24 protein-coding genes and 1 pseudogene are annotated in these 20,130 nt (G+C 69.3%); 12 read left to right on the forward strand and 13 right to left on the reverse strand.

Features of this window, described 5'->3' with window-relative positions; all coding sequences use genetic code 11:
- The first annotated feature begins 1 nt into the window (after position 1).
- Positions 2 to 931 carry an alpha/beta fold hydrolase gene (locus ACWD3I_RS25955; RefSeq protein ID WP_365401345.1) on the forward strand — a complete coding sequence of 310 codons (930 nt, stop codon included), beginning with the start codon at positions 2 to 4 and terminating at the stop codon, positions 929 to 931.
- Here ACWD3I_RS25955 and ACWD3I_RS25960 read toward each other — a convergent pair.
- The 13 genes from ACWD3I_RS25960 to ACWD3I_RS26020 all read right to left on the reverse strand — a co-directional run bounded on the left by ACWD3I_RS25960 (position 867) and on the right by ACWD3I_RS26020 (position 12,516).
- Entirely contained in the window at positions 867 to 1,658 is a 792-nt protein-coding gene (locus tag ACWD3I_RS25960; RefSeq protein ID WP_365401348.1) for a hypothetical protein, read from the reverse strand. The two genes, ACWD3I_RS25955 and ACWD3I_RS25960, sit on opposite strands and share 65 nt — an antisense overlap.
- A gap of 39 nt (positions 1,659 to 1,697) precedes the next feature.
- Positions 1,698 to 2,978: a hypothetical protein gene (locus tag ACWD3I_RS25965; protein WP_365401351.1), complete on the reverse strand. Its 1,281-nt coding sequence runs from the start codon at positions 2,976 to 2,978 to the stop codon at positions 1,698 to 1,700.
- Between the two features lie 61 nt (positions 2,979 to 3,039).
- Entirely contained in the window at positions 3,040 to 3,966 is a 927-nt protein-coding gene (locus ACWD3I_RS25970; RefSeq protein WP_365401354.1) for a hypothetical protein, read from the reverse strand.
- A 40-nt stretch (positions 3,967 to 4,006) separates the two neighbouring features.
- Positions 4,007 to 4,618, reverse strand: coding sequence for a hypothetical protein (locus ACWD3I_RS25975; protein WP_365401357.1), 612 nt, complete (start codon positions 4,616 to 4,618; stop codon positions 4,007 to 4,009).
- A 301-nt stretch (positions 4,619 to 4,919) separates the two neighbouring features.
- Entirely contained in the window at positions 4,920 to 5,957 is a 1,038-nt protein-coding gene (locus ACWD3I_RS25980; protein WP_365401360.1) for a hypothetical protein, read from the reverse strand.
- A 64-nt stretch (positions 5,958 to 6,021) separates the two neighbouring features.
- A complete protein-coding gene (locus ACWD3I_RS25985; protein ID WP_365401363.1) occupies positions 6,022 to 6,624 on the reverse strand; it encodes a hypothetical protein in 603 nt (200 codons plus the stop codon).
- 531 nt (positions 6,625 to 7,155) lie between these two features.
- Entirely contained in the window at positions 7,156 to 7,389 is a 234-nt protein-coding gene (locus ACWD3I_RS25990; protein WP_365401366.1) for a hypothetical protein, read from the reverse strand.
- A gap of 846 nt (positions 7,390 to 8,235) precedes the next feature.
- Complete coding sequence (locus tag ACWD3I_RS25995; RefSeq protein WP_365401369.1) at positions 8,236 to 8,919, reverse strand: hypothetical protein; 684 nt, start codon at positions 8,917 to 8,919, stop codon at positions 8,236 to 8,238.
- Between the two features lie 28 nt (positions 8,920 to 8,947).
- Positions 8,948 to 9,718 carry a hypothetical protein gene (locus ACWD3I_RS26000; RefSeq protein ID WP_365401371.1) on the reverse strand — a complete coding sequence of 257 codons (771 nt, stop codon included), beginning with the start codon at positions 9,716 to 9,718 and terminating at the stop codon, positions 8,948 to 8,950.
- A 167-nt stretch (positions 9,719 to 9,885) separates the two neighbouring features.
- A complete protein-coding gene (locus ACWD3I_RS26005; protein ID WP_365401374.1) occupies positions 9,886 to 10,398 on the reverse strand; it encodes a hypothetical protein in 513 nt (170 codons plus the stop codon).
- 39 nt (positions 10,399 to 10,437) lie between these two features.
- The gene (locus ACWD3I_RS26010) at positions 10,438 to 10,608 is read right to left on the reverse strand and encodes a hypothetical protein (protein ID WP_365401377.1); all 171 of its coding nucleotides are present in this window, start codon (positions 10,606 to 10,608) and stop codon (positions 10,438 to 10,440) included.
- Positions 10,609 to 10,755: 147 nt separating this feature from the next.
- The gene (locus ACWD3I_RS26015) at positions 10,756 to 11,319 is read right to left on the reverse strand and encodes a hypothetical protein (protein WP_365401380.1); all 564 of its coding nucleotides are present in this window, start codon (positions 11,317 to 11,319) and stop codon (positions 10,756 to 10,758) included.
- 138 nt (positions 11,320 to 11,457) lie between these two features.
- A complete protein-coding gene (locus ACWD3I_RS26020; RefSeq protein WP_365401383.1) occupies positions 11,458 to 12,516 on the reverse strand; it encodes a DUF932 domain-containing protein in 1,059 nt (352 codons plus the stop codon).
- Between the two features lie 300 nt (positions 12,517 to 12,816).
- Between ACWD3I_RS26020 and ACWD3I_RS26025 the strand changes: the two genes are divergently transcribed.
- From ACWD3I_RS26025 to ACWD3I_RS26075, 11 genes and pseudogenes are all read left to right on the forward strand, one after another.
- Positions 12,817 to 13,239, forward strand: coding sequence for a hypothetical protein (locus ACWD3I_RS26025; protein WP_365401387.1), 423 nt, complete (start codon positions 12,817 to 12,819; stop codon positions 13,237 to 13,239).
- 78 nt (positions 13,240 to 13,317) lie between these two features.
- Positions 13,318 to 13,536: a transporter gene (locus tag ACWD3I_RS26030; RefSeq protein ID WP_365401390.1), complete on the forward strand. Its 219-nt coding sequence runs from the start codon at positions 13,318 to 13,320 to the stop codon at positions 13,534 to 13,536.
- 44 nt (positions 13,537 to 13,580) lie between these two features.
- Positions 13,581 to 13,751, forward strand: coding sequence for a hypothetical protein (locus ACWD3I_RS26035; protein ID WP_365401392.1), 171 nt, complete (start codon positions 13,581 to 13,583; stop codon positions 13,749 to 13,751).
- Between the two features lie 103 nt (positions 13,752 to 13,854).
- Positions 13,855 to 14,412 carry a hypothetical protein gene (locus ACWD3I_RS26040; RefSeq protein ID WP_365401394.1) on the forward strand — a complete coding sequence of 186 codons (558 nt, stop codon included), beginning with the start codon at positions 13,855 to 13,857 and terminating at the stop codon, positions 14,410 to 14,412.
- 106 nt (positions 14,413 to 14,518) lie between these two features.
- Positions 14,519 to 14,737, forward strand: a complete 219-nt coding sequence (locus ACWD3I_RS26045; protein WP_365401397.1) for a hypothetical protein — start codon at positions 14,519 to 14,521, stop codon at positions 14,735 to 14,737.
- A gap of 249 nt (positions 14,738 to 14,986) precedes the next feature.
- Complete coding sequence (locus ACWD3I_RS26050; RefSeq protein WP_365401399.1) at positions 14,987 to 15,283, forward strand: hypothetical protein; 297 nt, start codon at positions 14,987 to 14,989, stop codon at positions 15,281 to 15,283.
- A gap of 598 nt (positions 15,284 to 15,881) precedes the next feature.
- Positions 15,882 to 15,992: pseudogene (locus ACWD3I_RS26055) on the forward strand (bifunctional riboflavin kinase/FAD synthetase); the annotation flags it as partial.
- A 124-nt stretch (positions 15,993 to 16,116) separates the two neighbouring features.
- Positions 16,117 to 16,602, forward strand: a complete 486-nt coding sequence (locus ACWD3I_RS26060; RefSeq protein WP_365401401.1) for a GntR family transcriptional regulator — start codon at positions 16,117 to 16,119, stop codon at positions 16,600 to 16,602.
- A gap of 136 nt (positions 16,603 to 16,738) precedes the next feature.
- Positions 16,739 to 17,401 (forward strand): hypothetical protein, encoded by a 663-nt coding sequence (locus ACWD3I_RS26065; RefSeq protein ID WP_365401404.1) that lies wholly within the window; start codon positions 16,739 to 16,741, stop codon positions 17,399 to 17,401.
- Positions 17,402 to 17,609: 208 nt separating this feature from the next.
- Complete coding sequence (locus ACWD3I_RS26070; protein WP_365401407.1) at positions 17,610 to 18,113, forward strand: hypothetical protein; 504 nt, start codon at positions 17,610 to 17,612, stop codon at positions 18,111 to 18,113.
- Between the two features lie 509 nt (positions 18,114 to 18,622).
- A complete protein-coding gene (locus tag ACWD3I_RS26075) occupies positions 18,623 to 19,912 on the forward strand; it encodes a pentapeptide repeat-containing protein (RefSeq protein ID WP_365401410.1) in 1,290 nt (429 codons plus the stop codon).
- The last annotated feature ends 218 nt before the right edge of the window (positions 19,913 to 20,130 follow it).

Consider the following 20,130-nt stretch of genomic DNA (forward strand, 5'->3'; position numbering starts at 1 on the left):
AGTGACCGCCCAGCAGAGCACGCCCGTCTCCTGCCCGGCGAGAGTGCCGTCCGCTCACCTGACCCGGCCGGATGGCGCCCGTCTGGCGCTCTATAGCGACGGACCCGACACGCCTGGCCTCGTCGTCATCTTCGCGCACGGCTGGCAGGCCGCGGCCTCCATCTGGGAGCGGCACGCCGACGAGCTCCTGCGCCGGCACCCGGACATCCGCGTCGTCCGGTACGACCAGAGAGGCCACGGCGCATCGACCCCCGGTTCCGAGGAGCCGTCCATCTCTCTCCTCGCCGGCGACCTGCGGGCGATCATCCAGGACCAGGCCCCCGACGGGCTCCCCGTGGCCCTCGTCGGCCACTCGATGGGGGGTATGGCCGTACTCGGGCTCGCCGCCGAGCATCCGCAGCTGCTCGACGACCAGGTGGTCGCAGTCGTTCTCGCTGCCACAACCAGCGGGGCCCTCGACCTGGCCGCCCGGCTCAACCCGGTCCACCGGCGGCTGCTCGGACTCACCCGGCGCGCGATGGCCGAACTGTGCCTGCGCGTTCCCCGGCCAGCCGAGCGCGTGCGCGACTTTGTGCGGCCGCGGCCCTATCCGCAGCCGCCGATCGACATCGCGGCCCGCTGGTACCGGGCCTTGATGACCCACGACGTCACCTCCCGGCTGGAGGCCCTGAGACGAGTGAGGGTCCACCTACTCGTCGGCGAGGTCGACCGTCACATCCCGCCTGTCCACGCAGTACGGCTGGCTGCTCAGATCCCCGGAGCTGTGGTCCACCTCGTTCCCCGGGGCGGCCATCGCCTGCCGACTCAGCACCCCAGGGAAGTCCACGCCGTCCTCGTCCGGGCCTGCAAGGAGGCCCTGGAGGGTGTCACGGTCCGGCCGGGAGAGCCTCGGCATCATGCGGCCGAGTCCGGTCGACGAGCTCACCAGTGATGAGCCGTTCGGCCCGCGGCAGCGCGCCCTGCGCCGGTTCGATGGCCCGTCCGGTGATGACGCCCTCGATGACAGGGGAGGGACGGAGCATCTCCAGGATCTTCAGGCCCAGCTCGGTGGGGACGTCGGTGAGCTTGAGGTCCATGTGGGCTGCGTCGGCCCGCAGCGTCACGGTGCCGGACGCCAGTACCGGCGTCGGACCTTGACTGTATTGGCCGCCGTACCAGTAGGAGCGGGAGCGCGCCGGTTCCGGATGACGAGGGCTGCCGGCCCCCGACAGCCCGGGAAGGACACCCTCCAGGCGCCGGTTCATCACGGCCCTGGCACGGCGGTGCTCCTCCGCGACGCGTGTTTCCTTGAGCGCCTTGACGAGGGTTTCCAGGTAGTCGGGCAGAAGCCGGCGCACGATCTCGTCCGCGATGCGCAGGGCCGGGCGGTCCATGCCGACGGTGATCGGAGCCACCCGGGCACCGCCCCAGCAGCTCGGATAGACGCCATCGATCGTCAGGCGCCGCCCGGCGTCGCCCTTGCGGTGGGTGTTCATGCGGACGAGGCTGACGCCAAGATCGGCGGGATGGTGAAGGAGCACCGAGCCTTGGACGTTCCAGCCCGGCTCGTGGGTCCAGCCACCGCCCTGGATGTCCCGGTGGTTGAGCGTGTCGACCAGGGCGCGGCCGAGGGCGTCGTAGTGGTCGCTGACCAGCTGCATCTCTTCGGAAGGTTGCACGTTCTCCTTACTGAGCGGGGGAGGGGTGGTGGGTGGGCTTCAGGCGGCGAGGGCTGCCAGGCGGTCTCGCGAATGAGAGGCGGAGACGGTCAGCGAGCGGTACTGCCGCTCCCGGCTGCGGTGGGTCCGGGCTCGCTGCTCGGCTGCGCGGTGGCGCTCGCGCAGTTTCCGCAGCTCTCGGCGGGCAGCTGCGCGCTGGCTGAGGACGTTGTCTTGAGCGGCGGCCAGCTGCAGCGCCTCGACGTCGGGGCGGGCAAGGTAGTGAAGGGCCAGGGCCCGCAGTACGGCCGAGGCACGGCGAGCGGTGGCGGACGGGGCGGAATGCCCGGTCGTCCTGCTGGTGCGGACCCGGGCCGGCAGTTCCTTCGGCGCGGTCGCTGTGAGGTCCTCGATCGTGTCGCGGTTCCACGCCCCGTTGAGCCGGACGCCGTTGACGGTGGGCTCGTGCTCTCGCTCGTCCTCGAAGTGAGGCTGGTGTGCGTGCCCGTAGGCCACCCAAATGCCCTCGGGTATGGGGAGCGGCCGGTAGATGTCCCGCCCGACGGTGAACCGGCCGTGCACACGTGCGCCGGTGACCTCGTACACCACGCTTCCGCGGACGGCCCCGTCCACCGCGACCTCGGCGACGCGGACCGATCCCATGGGCCGGCCGCGGCCGTCGACGAGCGGGAGCCGTACGGGGGCGGGGTCGGGGCGCCCAACCGGGCGCGGGCTGCGGCGGGCGATGCCGAGGACGACGTTGAGCTTGCGCCGGGCAAGGGCCCGCCGCTGCTGGAGGTCGGCCGCCTCGGCCTCCGCCTTCGCGGCCTTCTCGGCCTCGTGCTCGGCGAACGCCGGTGCCTTGGACCGGGCTGCGGACCTGAGCAGGACTTCACGCTGGGGCAGCGTGTACCAGTGCCCGACGATCGCCCGGATCACAGCCTCGGTACGGCGACGCACAGCGGAGGTGAGCTGCCGGTGCACGCGGTTGTCACGGAGGTTGGTGGCGTACTGGCCGAGGAAGTATCCGTCGGGTACGGAGGCCGGGTTGAGGTCACCGGTCCAGCCGTGCACCCGGACACCGTGTACAACCGGCTCGTCGGGCCGGTGCTCGTAGTAGCCGACAGGTCCGGCATCGTCGCCGTACTGCACGCTGACCGTGGAGGGAACGACGGTGCCGTCCTGGAGGTGCTCCGGTACGACGACGAACGTGCCCCGGACGTGAGGGGCGCGTACGACGTAGCGGACGCGACCGTGCGGGAGGGCGGTCACCTGGGCAACGAGTGTGCTGTGGTCGGCCAGCGGCAACTCGGCACGCGTCGTCAAAGCGGTGGGGGACAAGGAACTCCAAGGGGACGAAGGGAAGTTCGCCGGGCGGTCTCGCCCGGCCGCCGGGGAGGGGTCAGTGCGACGGCGCGAGTGCGCTGATCGAGCCCGGGGCGTGGACGCCTTCGGGGACATCCATCACGTGGCCGGTTCCCTCGCAGGCGTTGCAGGCCCGGACAGCGGCGTTCCGGACCAGGCCCAGCCAGAAGGAGACCTGCTGCTCCCACTCGGCGAGCGCCGTGTGGTAATCGGGTCCGCTGACGTGGTCGGCGACTGGGAGGTACATCTCCCGCCGCACCAGCACCGGCTCGTTGCGGCCTGACTTCAGCGGCCGGCCGTTGGCGCCGATGTACGGCACCCAGTGGGAGACCGGCTCCTCGAACGGGACCCCCACCGTGACGTACAGCCCGTTCGGCTTGCCCGAGCGGCCGTTGAAGCAGTGCTCCACGTGACCCAGGCGCCGGATCAGGTCGCGCAGATGGTCACGCAGACCCGGAATGTAGCCCGGGAAGCAGTGGTGGTACTCCGGGCGCTGCACCAGGGATTCCGGCATGGACGCAACCCACGGCGGGCCTCCGGGCGCGGGCGGCTCTCCGCCCGTCAGGATGACGGTCCGGCCCTCGTACACGTACTCCTGGGCGTCCCTGTCCTGGGTCACCTGCTCGTAGAGGGAGTAGTAGGCCTCGCTGTGGCCGCTGTCTCCCCGCGCCTGGTGCCAGTCCTCGATGCTGAGGTACTCCGGGAACCGCTCCGAGCGGGCCGAGAGGTCGGTGAGCCGGTAGCCGGTGACCGTCGGGCGGGGCTGATAGACCGCGGTGAGGCGCTCGGCGCGGTGGCCGGTCACCCACCATGCGCCGCTGCCGTCGCCCAGAGGCTGCATCGGCTCGCCGTCAGCGAGGACCGACGTGCGCAGGGAGGCCGGGAGCCCGGGCGGGTGCGGCAGGTAGTACAGCCAGCGGCCGTCGCCGTGCCGGATGGCGTAGTGCTGAGAGTCGGTTTGCATGTCTCTTTCCATGAGCGGGCAGGATGAAGGATCGGGCGGGTTATGCGCAGGCCGGGACGGCCGGGTTCACGAGGTCGCGCAGGGCGCTGATCCGCTGCTGTGTCTCGTCCCGTGCGGCCTGGGCACGACGAACAGCCTCTTCGCGCCTGGCGAGTTCGTTCTCGTACTCGCTCAGGAAGTGCTCCGCGGAGGCTCGCCGCGCGAGATCGTCGAGCACGGGCCGGTCGTCGCGGTGGCTCCAGTGCTTCGCAGCGGCGCCGAGCACGACGCGCGCGAGCTGGCCCGAGCGGCTGGGCAGGAGTTCGGTGTGACCGGACCGGCCTATGCGGTAGGCCTCGATCGGACCGAGGTTCTGCGTGTTGACGGCGCTGCGGCCGGCGAGTTCGATTCCGTGGACCGTCAGCGGACGCTCGTTGCGCCCGATTCCGGTCGGGACGTTGTCGAGTCGCGCGAAGATGTACAGGTCGGCTTCGCGGGCAGGTGTCTGCGGGAGGCTCGGGTCCGCGAAGAACAGAGCAGGGACCAGGACGACGCTGCCGCGTACGTGCGGGGCGGTGAGCCAGTAGCGCACCGCTCCGGTGGTCGGGTCGGCCAGAAAGGTCATCCGGAGCGTGCCGAAGCCGCTGAGTTCGAGCTGGGCGTAGCGGTCCAATGCGAGCCTTCGCTGTCGAGCCGTTGGGGAGCTGGCAGCGCGGGCGCCGCCGGTCCAATGTGAGCCGCCGAAGCGACCCGCTGACTCTTATGACTCTACTTCGATCGGGCGCGATATGCAAGCCTTAAGAGACGAAAGGGGTGGCGGGTTTCTCCGGGACGCCGAACAGCCGGCCCGGCCCGTGGAGATCACGGACCGAGCCGGCTGTCGCAGCAGCGCCCAGGCGCGGCGAAGGCGGCGGTACTGCAAACCGAGGGGACGCCCCTTGAACGGGTGTCAGCCGCGCGGTGTGGCGAGACTCTTACCGGGAGTCGACGAGACGGTATTCGCGCGCGATGACCTGCGGCTTGCCCGAGGGCGACAGCACTGCGAGGGCCTGGCCCTGCTGCTCATCGGTGATCGTGTCCCGGCTGAGCGGGTTGTAGACGGCTTCGGCCTTGGACGGGCCGATCTCGTAGGCCGCGGCGTACGCGCCCTTCAGCGACCGCGTGATGGTGTGCGCGGTGGGGAATACGGCCAGCACGCCGCCGTTCTTCAGCTTCAGGGCGTAGACCTTCGGGTGCGCCGGGGCGGCGTAGGTGAACTCGGTGGTCGCCTTCCCGCCGTTGTTGTCGTTGCGGTTCTTGTAGAACCCGATGCTCTCCTTCGCCGGGCGACTGGACGCCAGCTGGGCGCCGGAGTGCTTGCCGCCGGTTTCGAAGAGGTCCTCGAAGGCGACCGCCAGGCCGTCGGGCGCGAGGGCGCCCACCTGCCGGGACGGGTCGACGGCCGTGGCGAGCCCGTCGCGGTCCACGGCGACCTCGGGTATCGGTGTCGACTCGGCGTAGACCGAGGCGACCATCTTGTAGGTGCCGTCCACCCGGTCGAAGATCATCAGTGCTTCGTCCTTGTCGCCGCTCGACGACTTGCCGACGACCGCGAACCAGGTGGCCGTGCCCTCGCGGGGGAGCAGGTACTGGCGATCGGTGTAGAAGAACGGGGTGCCGTACGCCTTCTGTTCCTTGGACGACCACGTCTTCCACTGGTCGTAGTCGGCCTGGCTCTGCTCATTGAGCTGGCCGCCCTCGACCGTGCTGAGCAGTTCTCCGGCCCGCTCCGTACGAGCCTTGCTGGCCAGGCCGTTGGCCTTGTTGTTGGTCTTCTCGTACGCGGACAGCGTCGAGGCGGCGAACTGCTTCGTCACGACGCCCTTCGGAGCCGAAGGGGATGCGGCCTTCGAGGTCCGGGGTTCCGCGGCGTCGGATCCCGAGCCGGACGCGCAGCCCACCAGGGTGACGGCCGCCGCAAGGCTGAGGGCGAGCACGGCTGGATGGCGCCGGCGCTTCGTGGTGGATCGCATAGTGCTGTTGCTCTCCTGTTTCTGTGATGGGTGGAGACGGAGGTGCGGTGGAAGAGGTGCGGGACTAGGCCGCGGGGACGTAGTTGCTCAGCACGCATCCGTCGACGAGGGCACGATCGGTGTTGTAGCCGCTCGGCACGCTGAAGTCCGGGACGCAGGTCAGGAACTTGAGACCGGCTCCTGCCAGGTCACGAGCCGTGCGCCCGTTGACCGGAGCGACGGCGAAGTCCTGGCCGACGAGGAACGCCGTGTGCCCGTTCTCCTTTACGGCGGCCTGGAAGGTCTTCATGTCGGGCACCGTGAGCAGGGCGACGGCGTCGGCGAACCTGTCCTCGCACACGGCGCGCTCGGCAATGCCCCACGACGGGTCCTGCGCCTCTTCCCCGCCCCACGCAGGGCTCCGGCCGGATGCGTCGTACTCCCGGCCCGGCACCAGATCCAGGCAGGCCGTGTGCTGGTTGACGAACGACACGATCGAGGCCATTCCCGAGGCCGCGGGCAGCGCCTGGCGCGTCTCATGGGTACGGCTCGGCGAGTTCGCGCCATCCGCGGAGTTGGCGTCGGCGGTCCCGCAGCCCGCGAGGGCCAGTGCCGCAACGGTGTACAGGATGATTGCGGCCGGGCGGCCGAGTTGCCGACGGCGGTAACTGCGTGAGGCCTGTCGCATGGGGCTGCACCCCTCCTTGGGGTCAGGTGATCAATGGCGCGGCGGCGAGGGGGACATGAGATGGCGTGCCCGGACTGGCGCAGCCAGGCGTGACGCGTTGAACGACCGTAGGGCTGCTTACCTGTGGATAGATTTCGGTGCTTCGGCGCCGGGGCTGTGGGTCAGCTGGCTGTGACCGCTCGCTGTAGTTGGCGAATGTTCTCGATAGGTGGCAAGTGGGCTGTAGGGATCGTCCGACCTGAGGTTTCGACCGCCGAATAGGCAGCGGCAGCCACGGATTCGCCAACAACCGAGAGCAGAGTTCGCCAACCTCGATGAGCAGAACTCTCGTGACCAGCGCGGACGTACGGGTCGACTCGCCAACTACCGAGGGCAATCACAAAGGCGCAGTCGTAGAAGGCCAGTCGGTCCGCCCGCAGGGCTGGGGGAGAGCATGCGGGCGGACCGACGGCTCCGGCCAGCCGTGGAGGGGGAGGGGGCTGGCCGGGGTGCCGCGCTCCGGGGGAGTGGAGGCGCGGCTGGCTCGGCGGGTCAGGGCGTCAGCGCATCCTCGATGAGCTGGATCTCCTGCACGAGGGCGGCGTGACCGGAGACGGCCTCCGCCGAGGTCGTGTAGCGGCGGCAATCGACTTCGTCGTCCACGGTGGTGTCGAAGACCATCGTCTCGAACGCCATGCCGTCCGGTGTGGGGTCGATCAGCTCGATCGTGGAGACGGTGTAGCGACCGTCGGCCACGTGGGCCCTGAGGCGAAGCGTGGTCGTCACGCCGACTCCTTCCGGGAGAGGATGAACATCACTTGCTGACTCTTAAGACTATATCCCATGCTGGATGGTGATGCAAGCCTTAAGAGTCATAACGGGCTGCGTCGAAGATTTCAGTAGTGATCCGGAGGATTTGAGCATGGGGAACCTGAGTTGGCGTCAGGGCTGCTCAGCGCACCGCCGCTTGTGGCGGATCCGCCACAAGCGGCGGCTACTGGAGCGTTCGGTGAGGTGGCCGTGCCCCAGCCGGTCACCGTCCCCGTCGTGCCCAGATCACCACCGGAGCGCCGTCGGGGCCGTGAGTGAAGGCCCGGGTGTCGCCGCACGCGTCACAGCAGACAGCGAAGTACCGAGCAGGCGGCTCGCTGCCGACGCCCTCCACCCACCGCACCGGTCCCACGTCACCACACACCTCGCAGTGGCGCGGAACATGGCTCATCCACGGCAGGTCCTCCCACTCACCCCAGCTCACCGCCCGGCCACGATGCTCCTGCGGCAGATGGACAGCAGCGGGGTGCCCAGGCAGCACGGGCTCGCTGCCAGGCAACGCCTCGACCGCCGCCGGAGGGTGGAGCGGCTCACCCCGCGCGACAGCCAGGCACGTACGGCAGGCCCGGCCTTCGTCGAACTCCCCGACGTACGGCCGCACCACCGGGACGTGGGTCCCGTGGCCGCTGCACAGGAGCTGAACGCCGGCGGCCAGGCCGGCGGGCGGAACTTCGCCTGGCGCGATGCCGTGCAAGTCACCGGTCCTCGGCGCGCGCACGACCACCACGGGCGACCGCAGACCGGCACCGGCCATGGTCACGGGGGGTGGCGACGCATGCGTCCGAACAGAAGGCCGATGCATCACAGGGGGAGGCTGGCCACGATGCTCAGGACCCGGCGGGTCTGGGTGTTCGTACTCGCCTTCTGGTACGTATTCCACCCGGCGGAGGAGAGCGCGACACGCACGCGATCGAGGGCCTCATTGCGGGCCTCGCGGACGCGGACGATACGTGGGCGCCGCAGCCCTCCCTCATCGTCGCGGCCGTCGATCAACCAGGAAGCCTCGACGGTGCGTTCACCGTTGGAAGCCAAGTACACGCCCTGGGCGCCGTGCTCCCCGTAGGACAAGCGCCAATCGTGCAGGAACACAGCGAGCGGAATGCCGGTCCGTCGCAGGACCGACGATGCCGCTGCGACGGGCGGATGATGGGCGTGCGTGGGCAGGCACCCGACGAACCCGGCCCGCGGGTCCTCTTCCACGGATGCCGGCTCGGTCCACAACTGACCGGCACGCCACGCGAGCGCGGTCAGGGTGGGGAGATGCGTAGTTGTGCTCGCCGCGGTGAGGGTCGCGGCGAACGCCTCCGGCGCGGCGGAGACCGTCGGGTGTCCTTCGAGACGGATGAAGAGCGCGGCGGCGCGAAGCACGAGGTCGGCCAGCGAGGTGCTGTTGTCGGTACGGACGATGCCGTCCATGCACTGCCGAAAGGCGTCGTGCTCCGCCGGGTCCGGGGCCGGGATGTCGCTCAGGTCTGCGGGGGCCATACGGGCTCCATGAGGTGTTGAGTGGGGTTCAGTGGGTGTTGGTGAGGCGCACCACGTGTGCGGCCAGGGCGGTCACGACGGCTGCGTCGGCCGGGATGTCCAAGCTGATGTGCGTGGTGGCGTCGTCGCGCCGGATCACGGTGCGGCCGTCCTCCCGACCGAGCTTGATCTGCGGGACACCGGGAAGATGCTCGGGCAGGTCGGGGCCCGGCAGGGACGCGGGCGATGCGTCGGCGTCGGCGAGGTCGGCCGCGAGGTGCTGGAGGTCGCCGTCGCCGTGGGGGCAGCTGTTGTGGCAGGTCAGCAGGGCAAGCCGCCGGGTCCCGTCGCTGGAACAGAGAGCGTGTCGGGTGTGCGTCGTGTACCTCTTGGTTCGGACCACCGCAGCCGCGGCGGCGGGATGGTCGCGCACGAGCCAGGCCGCCTCGCCCCCGGCGTCGACGAAGTGCCAGGAGATACGGACCGACATGGAGTTGCGCAGCCTCCACCAGCTCGCCACGATCCCGGTGTCCTGTCCCTGCAAGGTGATCAGGTTCAATACGCTCCGCCCAGCGGCCGGATCGGCCCACATGGAGCCCGGGGTCGGCGGCAGCGGCCGCGCCCGGGCGAGGAGCAGCGGTGTGCTGCCGGGCCAGTCGATGCCCTCGCCCTGAAGGTGCCGAAGTTGGATGGGGCAGGTCTGGCAGCGGGCGGCCTCCTCGCACCGGTCGTAGCCGCACCACTGCTGGCGTCCGGTACGCGAATCGAACAGGTAGGAGAAGGCCAGGGGCAGGAGGCCGCACTGGGGCCGATTCTCCATATGGGCGTTGAGGGACAGCCTGTTCCACCCCTTTCCGTCCGGGCCGGCCTGGTACTTGGGCTCTTTCAGGAAGAGAGACAGGTTCGCTCCTCGGGATGCCGTGGTGGGTGGGGGCGCTGGGGAGCCCTGCGGGCTCGAGTCCGCAGGGGCCGTGCCCGGTGGTTCGGTCAGGAGGGGATCGCGAGGATGACTACGTCCCGCGGGTCGACTTCGTGGAACAGGGCGACGGCGCTCTGCGCCGTTCGGTGCACCGGGCCGCAGGCCTCGAAGAGACCCTCGCGGACCAGGTGGCCGAAGTCCGGAATCATGTACGTGATCTGCTGCCCGATCGGCACGGACCCGTGGTCGCCGTCGACGGCGAGGGACGGGAATCCGCCCGGGAGGGGATCGAGGGAGCGCCCGTTGCTGACCCAGAACTGGGTGCTGCCTCCGGTGACGACACTGAAGCCGTCGCCGGGGGAGAAGGAGCGCTGGTGCTTGTCCCGGTAGTCGGCGCAGAGGCCGCGGTCCTCGCCGTCGAAGAACTCTGGGTCGCCGTTGAAGAGCATGACGGCCCGCCACAGCTGGTCCTCGACCGGCCCGTCGGGCGCGTCGTAGGCGTACACGGGCAGCATCGGGTGCTCAGGGCGGTAGCCGGAGCGGTAGCCGGAGACCATGTTGTGGAAGACGGTGACGCGCACGAAGGACCTTTCGAACAGGGTCGGGGGTGGGCGGGCCGGTCAGCCGGCGTCGGCGGAGAAGCGGATGGCCGCGCGCTGTCCGCCACGACGGTCCCGGGCGCGGCGGGGACCGGAAACGTGGGTCCCGCTGGCGCCGGAACGGCGGCGGTTCTGGACCGCCTCGACGCGGGCCGGGTTGTCCGAGGTGCTGTGCGGCTTGTGCTTACGCATGGGGCCCATCCGATCCATCCCGTGGTCGAAGAGCGGTTCAAGAACCGCCTCTATGTCTCTTAAGACTATACAGTCAAGTTCGGGTGAATGCAAGCCTTAAGAGACGCCACTGGGATTGGGGTGCTCCCTTGGGCCTGGTGGCAGGTGTTACTTCACCATGGCGCGGACCCGGGACAGCGTGCCCTCCGCCTTCTCCATCCGTGCCTTCATGCCCTCGAACCGCGCCCGCCAGTCGTCCGCCCGAGACTTCCAGTCGTCCGCCAGCCGCTGGGCGCCTTCGGCCTTGCGGAGGGCCGCGTCACGCTGGGCGCGCATCTGTTCGGTGAGCTGCGCGCGCTGGACAAGTTCCCCCAGATTCAGCGACCCCAGGTCCCTGCTTGCAGGCGATGCCGGCGCGCTCGACTGGCGACGCAAGTGCGCGGGCTCGGAGCGGTTCGCCGGGGTCCCCGTTCGCCCGGCCGGTCCCGACTGCTTGTGCGGCTTGCGGACTTCGGGTTCAGGTTTGGGCTTGTGCGCCTTGAGGTGCGGCCGGATGGAGTTCTGGTTCTGTGACACGTAGTCGCAGTGGAGGCATCCGTACCACTCGCTCGCGTCGGCGAGCAGAAGGTGCCTGATCTGGTCGAAGACCACATTGACACCGGGGCGGCTGATCGGGGACTGGGCGGGCTCGTCGGCGACGACGGCGACATCGTTCACGTGCGTTGCGGTCATGTAGAGGTCGTGGGTGCTTTCTCGGTCGAGGCGACCTGCGGGCGCAGGCGAAGCGCGGGATGAGGGCGGGGTGAGGCCGGTCCGCCGAGTCGCGGCGGACCGGCCGGGAACTGCCCGGGGCGGGTCCCAGGCGGGAGATCACGCGGCGAGTGCGAGGGCCTCGTGCATGGCGCGCTCCTTGAAGGTGTTCTGCTCCAGCAGCGACCGGCGGATACGGCCGTCCACCGTCTGGCGGCCGCCCCAGTCCGACAGCTCCCCGGCCGCCTCCACCAGCGCGCCCGCCGTCAGTCCGACGCCCGCCATGGTGGAGCTGTCGAAGATGCCCCGCAGGACGTCGCGGCGCTCGTGGGCGCGGCGGATGCGGTAGTCGTCGTCCTTCATCTCCGCCGCCTTCTCCGGAAGCTGGACCATCCGCTCGATGAACTGCTCACGCTGGGCCCGCGTGACGGGCATGCGGTGGAGGGCCTCGCGGTCCTGAAGGAAGCCGTCGAAGTCGCGGCGCAGCACGCTCACCAGGTGCCGGGCCTGCTCGATCTGTTCAAGGGCGCTCTTGGTGTGCTTGATCGTGTAGAAGTGTCCGGCCGCGCGGGAGCGCCTCATTGCGGCATTCCACTGATTCGTGCACCAGAGTCGTTCTGCGCTGCCCCACACCTTCAGGGACCCCTTGCCGTCGTGCGATGCCTGGAAGCCGACCGTCAGCGTCCACGGCGAGGGGTCGCCCGCGAAGCCCCGCGCCTCCCTGGTAAGTTCGATCAGCCCCATCACCGAGCGGCCGCCCCGGAGTTCGCGGAGCATGCGGACCTGTGCGCCGGGGGCCTCCATGACCGGGGCGATGATCCGGCCGAGCAGTCCGTGGTCGAGAACCTCGTACCCGGAGCGCGGGATACCGAGAGTCGCCCAGGAGTCGTTCCGCACGATCTTCTTGTGGTCACCCTCCGTCTGGTAGACGGGGCTGCCCGACTCGTCGATGCCGACCAGGATCGGGAGCCCGTCGGGGCCGGAGGCCAGGACCGGCGCAGCCACCGGCTCCCACGTCAGGCCGTAGTGGGCCCGCACAGCGCTCCAGGTCGGCAGTTCCAGAAGCGGGTTACCAGCGTCACCGCTGAGATTGCGCTGATCGGCGGGCTCCAGGTACGACGCGGCGGACGCCGACGTGTTTGAGCGGGGAGAGACGGTCGCGCTGACGGTGGTGATCACGCAAGTCCTTTCCACAGGCTGCGACACCGTCGCAGCCCCTGCATGGGATGTTCGGGAGGAGCGCCCCCGAGCTGTCTCTTAAGACTATACATGTGAAGCGACCCGTAATGCAAGCCTTAAGAGACAACTGTTCTTGCGGGGCCCTCGCGGTCAACCTTGTGGCGGCGCGGCGGGGGTCGGATGGCGGATCGCCGCGCGGCCGATCCGGGACGCTTCACCTTGGTGTCTCTTACGGCTTGCGCGTTGCGCTCTCTCCGTGTATAGTTTTAAGAGACGTCAAGGTTTGAGGAGATGCCACCCGTGCCGCACCCGCTGTACCCCGACGGCGAGTTCCCCTTTACTGCGCTGCCGAGCTGGCCCGAGGACGACCACACCGGTGACGCCACCGACTGGGCGCGGGAACTGCCCGTTGGGTGGAAGGCCGTCTACTCGTGGGGAACGGAGGGCTGGGACCTCGGCAGCATGCCGTATCAGGTCGTCGCGCACCTCGACGACGACATCATCGACGTCATCTGGGGGCTCGCCCACTACATCGAGGGCGACGTCACCGTCCGAGCCTTCGGATCCCGCGCGGCCCGCGATGCCGCGACCGACGAACTCGCCCTCGCCACCTGGCTGTCGCAGCAGAACGGACCCAACAAGGGCCTGCCCGCCCGGAACACCCCGGCCGCCAGCATCCCCGCCCGTTTCCGCGGCCCCTACCGCCCGGCCCCGCAGGACTGACCCTGGCCCGGCGCAAGCCCAACCTTCGCGCACCACCTCAGGAGACCTTGTGACTGCCGCGTCCCCGCCCCGGCATCCATGCCGACAATCGCCGACCGGATCAGGAACCTGGCCGAGCGCCGGGCGGCGCTCAGCCGTCCCCACGCCTACGAGCACCTGCCCGCGATCACCGACGGCATCCGCGAGCCGAGCTCGCTCGACATCGCGCTGATCGCCATCGAGGCCGACGTCCTCGTCGAGCTGCTCCTGGGCACCAGCTCTCACCGCCAGCTCCTTGTCGAAGCCGACTTCTGGTGACGGACCCTGACCTTCGCCCACCCCGTCTACGTGAGGACGACACCGTGCATACCCGGATGATGACGCGGCAGGGCCTGCGCCGCTTCGACTGTTGCCCGGGCCACAACCCTCGCTCGTACGACCACGGACGCGAACGCGCCCGCGAGAAGCGCGAGTGGCGGCGCGACATGACCCCCGATGCCGAACGCGAGACCGCGGCCCGCCGACCGTCTTGACTGCCGCACCCCGTGGCGGAGCGATCCGCCCCGCCACGGGGAACCGGCCGACCGGCACCCAATCTGCCCTCAACTGCTCACCGAACGAAGGAGACTGCCCCTCGTGTACGACGACAAGGCCACCATGGCTGTGGACGTCCGGGCCCTGGAGATCGACGGCTACGCCAGCCTCGCGCAGGTCCCCAGGGATCACCTGCTGCGCTTTGAGGAGGACACCCTCGAGATGAAGGCCGGCGTGCTGCGCACCAAGTGGACCTACAGCAAGGGCAATTACCCCTGCACGCTGCGCGACCTGGAGTCCTTGGACCCCGAAAGCGCCGCGGCTCTCATCGCCGACGGAGTGCCCGTTCACGCCGCCCGCCGCGCGCCCGACTGGCGCGGAGACTTCCCTGTCCTCGTCCAGGGCCTGCGCCTGCGTGAGCTGCGCAAGGTCCTCGCCAGCGTCGATCTGCCCGACGACGCGATCGTCGCCATCCGCGCCGCCGACTACCCCAGCCCTGGAATCGGCTCACCCGCAGACGTCCATGTCGAGGCCGGCTACTACCAGCCCGACTCCGCCAGCGGGACCTCGGGCTGGGCGTTCGGCGGGGTCATCGACTACGGCGAAGACGGTGGAATCCCGGCCCACCTGCCCGCGCTGGTGCTCAAGCCCACCCACTGAATACGCCCCTATCCGCACCTCATTCGTCGCTTAAGGCTTGCCCTCCGCCTCACGTCGATGTATAGTCTTAAGAGTCGGAACGGTTGTTGGAGAGGGATTGTTCGAGATGCAGACGCTCAGCGAGACGGAGTTCGACCTGGCGGACGAGGCCCGGCAGATCGAGGTGCTGGAGGGCATGGCCCAGCGGCTGATTGCCGGGACGTTCACGGAGGCCTTCAGCCTGGACGCGGAGGGTCAGGCCCAGATGGTCGAGGCCCTCTACGCACAGATCGGCCACAAGGCCGCGGACATCATCCGGGCCCGCGCGCAGGCGAAGGCGCACTAGTGGCCAGGCGGCGCCCGGCGGGGCGCCGCCGCCCAAACGTTGATAGCCCAATTCCGCCCGACCGCCAGCCGAGGCCGAGAGGACCCCTTCCGCGTGCCCCCCGCTCCTTGAAAGCGCCGAGAAGACCAACCACGAACTGGACGAGGATCGCCACACCGACGCAGCGAACGCCGCCGGATGCCACCTGCCCCTCGCCGAGGAAGGACGCATCTGATGCGTCTTGCTGAACTCCCTGCGGGAACCGTCATCATGACCGGCTCTGTCGTCACCGCCGTCGAGGCCCGCGAACTGCGGGAGGGCGACCTCCTCGCTGTCGGCGGCACCACGGTCACCGTGACGGGAACCGACCACCACGACCTCCCGGGCATGACCCGAATCCCCGTCAGCTACCACCCGTACGACACCGAGACCATCCGTACCGAGCGATGGACCCTGCCCGCGACGACCCGTCTCACCCCCCCCAGCAGCTACTGCGGGCCGAACGCGTCGACTGCATGTTGTGCGAGCCCGGCACCAACGGCCACTGCCTCCTGGTCGACCGTGTGAAGGAGGGCTGGGTGCAGTCCTGGGTATGTGCCGCGCACCTCCAGCTGTCCTAGGGCTCCGACCCAAGGCGGCGCGCACCTCCGCGACCCCGCCTGGCGCCCGCCGAGACACCAACCACCCGTTGGGCCTGTTCGAGTACCCCACCACTGCCGAGCGCGTGTTCCGACGGCACCTCGCTTACAAGGAGGCCAGCGGCCGGCCAGGCCTCAGCCAGCCTCCAACCCACTAGCGGAAATACCCCGTCCCGGCTCCTTCCGGGACGGGCCCTGAGCCTCAGGGGTATCTTGTGCCCGCCTGCCAGATCCCTTCCCACCGCCCTCTCTGGGTCGTTGTCCAGCGCAAATGCAACCATTCGGCAATCAACGGCTACCGCTACACGCCCTCGCCCTATTCCCGGGTGGAGTGCACCGCACCGGACTGCAGCGCATCGTGGCGAACGAAGGCGGCCTACGTCGATCGTCTGCCCGACGCCCGCCGGTAACCGTCGGCAGTCCAGACCAAGGACACCAACACCCACGCCAAGTACGTATGTGAGACGGCCGGATTGCACCCCGAGTGTCAGTCCGCCGCCGTACGCTCACCCCGTTTGCCCCGAAGCCGCGTGGACGCCGTCCTCACGCTGCCCTCCACCCTGGAGGTCTCGCAGCTGTCCCCGGCCGGCTTCGTCGTCAAGGTTCTGGTCGAGAAGCTCCATACCAAGGCCGCCGTATAAGAGATGGTGGGGGCGGTGTGTGCGAGCACTCCCTGATCGACGGCCGTCAAGCCGGCGTGGCGAGGTGTGGCTCACCCGGCCGGATAGGGTGAAAAGCCGGTCGGTAGACGTGGAGGACTACATGGGCTGTACGACCCCTGCGCCTCGCGGTACCCATCTGGTCATCGCCCGTGAGATCGCCGACGCGGTGCGCGCCGACCCGGCGATGCGTCAACTGCCGTCCGTCGCCGAGGTTATGGCGCAGTACGCTGTGTCACGCGGTGTCGTCCTGCGCGCCTTCCGCGTGCTGGCAGCACAGGGCGTCGCGGCACCCGACCCCGGCGACCGCTGGAAGGTCACCTGGCGCGGGCAGGGTGACCAGCGGCCCCTGGTCGAACGCCTCGCCGCCGTCATTGCTGAAGATGGACTTCACGTCGGCGCCCCACTCCCCGGCGAAACGAGGCTCGCCGAACGCCTTGGCGTCTCCCGGCCTACAGTGCGCAAAGCACTTGCCGAACTCGAAGTAGGGGGCATCCTCGCCCCCGGTGGCCAGGGCAAGCAGCGCACCGTGCGCACGCTGCCACCCAAGTCCGGGGAGAGCGCTCGCCCCCTGCCGGAGGGCGGTTAGGCGTCACCGGCGGACACTCCGGCCTCCTGGCGTTGCGCTCACCTGCCTGACGGCGGTGAGGTTGCGGGTCCCGATAGGCTGCCTCGAGCCTTGCAATACACGATGTCTCCGGCGGTGGAAAATGCCTCGCGGTGCGGTGCACTCGATCTGGATCGCGGTCGACGGCAAGATCCCAAAACAGGTCAAGGACGTTACTGAGGGGCATAAGAGGCTGCGCGCGCGGCGATCGGCCGCCCCGCGCTGGAGCACATACGGACTGCGCGGCACAGAAGCAAAGACGCGCCGCGCACAGTGGCGGACCGAGGTCCAGCGTCAGCGTCTCGCCGGCGAACTGCTCGACACTGTCGACGTCCTCGTCGAGTACGGCGTTCGGGAGGAACTCGCTGTCCGAGGCTGGGACCGCGAGTGGGACCCGGCGCCCGAGGAGGCCTGGGAACAGGGCCGCTGGCCCGGGTCGCGCGACCGCGGTCTCGCCGGATACCCCGATCGCCTCTCCGCCCGTCTCGACGGCGATCTCGTCGAACTTGCCGTCGCGGCCTGCTGGTGGACATCCGCGCCGGCCATCGAACTCATGCACGCTTGGCGCGACCGCAACCCCGGCATCGCTCCGCCCCGTTACGAGATCGACGCGGAGGGCCGCAGACGGCTTGGCGGCCCACTCGCCGAGTACGCTCGCCTCGCCGACCAGATCACCACCACCGGCGTGATCTGGCGCGCTGGAGTCACCCGCGGACTTGCCCAGGGGCGAACGCTCATTCCTGCGCAGCAGTCGGCCGGCGGGCCAACCGCGCCAAACTGAACCGGACCGCCAACGCCAACGGCAAAGGGTGGGGTGGGCGAATCCACGCGTGTGGGTGCCACCTTGAAACGGTCTCTCCAGTGGGGCTGCGCTCCAGATCGCCTCTTAAGGCTTGCGTTCACACACCCTTCGATGTATAGTGTTAAGAGACGTCAGGGTGTGTGGATCTCACCCGGCTCCGACACCACGAACAGGAGAACTCCGCCGCATGACCTTGCCCCCGCCCAACGGAATCACCCACTACGACTGGATGGAGCTCATCGGTTTCACCTGGAAGATTGAAAGCGAGGGCTACGAGTACGCCGCCGAGGAATACCCGCCGAGCTTCGAGACCGAGGCGTTGAAGGTCATCGCCGAGGACGACGACCCGCGACCGCTGAAGCAGCTGGTTCGCGACCACGAGCAGGCGCTGGCGTCCTGGCAGGAACAGACCGGCTGGGAGCAGGTCGACCAGCTGTGGACCGCGCACCTGCGCGAGGAGAAGGAACGCGGGGAGAGGCACCTGCTCTGGGCCCTGCACCCCGGCGGCGACTGGGACAGCGGCGCCTACTCCAAGGCCTACGAGAGCCGTGAGAAGGCCCTGGAGGGCATCAAGCAGCAGAACGAACTCGCCGAGATGTACCCGCACTTCGTGCCGTTCACGGGGCGGATGCTGCACCGTAGTGAGCCGGGCGGCGCCTGGACCGAGGTCCCGCTCGAACCGTCCCCCTGAGGACCGGTAGAAGGACGAGGGGGGTCGGCCGGCTAAGGAGTCTTGGCGCACTCCGGGCGCGAACGTCCCGGAAGCTGTCGCTTCTCCCCGATCCCGGCTGGCCAGCTGGCACCGAGGGGACAAGGAGCGGGACACGCCAGCCGCATCGCGTGAAAACGCCTCGAACGCATCACCCCAGTACAGCTACGAGCGCCACACGCAGTCAGGCCCTACTGTGATGAGGCTCTCTGAATCCGGACACTCCCTGATCGGGAGTTGCCCCACACCTGCTCGATGGATCTCCCCACGCACAGGCAGCAGGAGCAGGAGCTGAGTGTCTCAGCGGCGAAACCGACCAGGGATCCTGCACTGCCTACATCCCCTTCCACCAGCGCCACCCCTGGCATTAGCCCGCCAGACGCGGAACCACCCCCCGATCCCGCGCCGTCTGCCTCTATATGCCCTGAGCTCCCACCCCACGTTGCGCTCCGGGGCCCCGCTGATGTCCCCAGCCGGCAGGAGCCGCCCGGATGCCACCGCTCCCCTCACCGCCCCCCGGCCCGCCTCAGTGGCCGCATTGCGGAGACGGCGCCGACCCGGCTACCGACCCGGTCGGCTGCCGCGGCATCCACGTCCCGGGCCATACCGCCTGCCTGGCCCATATCACCGACGACCAGCGCACCGCCTACCTCGCCACCCTCAGCCCCGGCGCCGACATCGTCCACAGCGGCACCCCGTTCAATGAACCGCTCCTCACCTCCCTCCTGAACGCCGTACGCGACCCCACCAGCCAAAGACCCCACCTCGGCAACACCGGGTTCCACGAGGCGCAGTTCTCCAGCCCTGCCGAATTCAGCGGGGCGCAGTTCTCCGGCCACGCCGATTTCGGCGGGGCGCAGTTCTCCAGCCCCGCCTGGTTCGACGGGGCGCAGTTCTCCGGCCACGCCTGGTTCAACTGGGCGCAGTTCTCCAGCCGAGCCCAGTTCGACGGGGCGCAGTTCTCCAGCCTCACCTGGTTCAGCAAGGCGCAGTTCGGCCACGCCGATTTCGGTGGAGCGCAGTTCTCCAGCCCCGCCTGGTTCGACGGGGCGCAGTTCTCCGGCCACGCCGATTTCTTCGGGGCGCAGTTCAGGGTGATGTCGCTGTTCGGGCCGGTGGTGTGCGGGCAGAAGGTTGATCTTTCTAGCGCAGTGTTCGAGGTGCCGGTGACGCTGGAGATCGCGGCGCGTGAGGTGCGCTGTGTGCGGACCCGGTTTGAGTCGACGGCGATTGTGCGCTTGCGCTACGCCAGGACAGACCTCAGTCACGCGGTGCTGTCCTCCCTCGTAGCGGTCACCGCCCACCCCACCTCCTTAGCAGTAGATGAGAGTCTGCTGGCAGGCCCCGCTCACGTGCGGGTGGCCTCGGTGCAGGGCGTGGACGCCGCGAATCTTGTCCTGACCGACACCGACCTGACCGACTGCCTATTCACCGGGGCGTTCCACCTCGACCAGCTCCGTCTGGAGGGCCGCTGCACCTTCGCACCCGTACCCATCGGCCTGCACCACCGGGGCTTGTGGCCGGTGCGGTGGACCCGCCGGCGCACACTGGCCGAGGAACACCACTGGCGTGCCCACAGCGCTGGCCAGTCCGCCCCGGCTCCGAGTCAGGCGCCCTCGCCCCGGGCCTGGCGCACCGGACCGCATCACCCCGACCCTGACCTCACCGCCGACCCGGAGGACGTGGCCGCGACCTACCGGCAGCTGCGCAAAGCCTTCGAGGACGGAAAGAACGAACCCGGCGCCGCCGACTTCTACTACGGCGAGATGGGTGCGGCCTGAAAGCCGCTCCGGAACCAGTGAAGGCAACCGAGAGGAAGGAGGCCTTTCCCGCCAAGTGACCGACATGGCGGGCCCCCAGCGAGGCGTGCAGGACCGGTAACGGACCTGTACGAAGCCCTCGTTACCGAAGCTCCAAGGCCACGCAGGCTGCTGCGAGGCACAGGGCCAAGGGGGAGAGCTGAAGGGTGAACGCAAGTGAACCTCTGATGAGGTCCCGT

It is taken from the genome of Streptomyces sp. NPDC002817 (assembly GCF_053592055.1).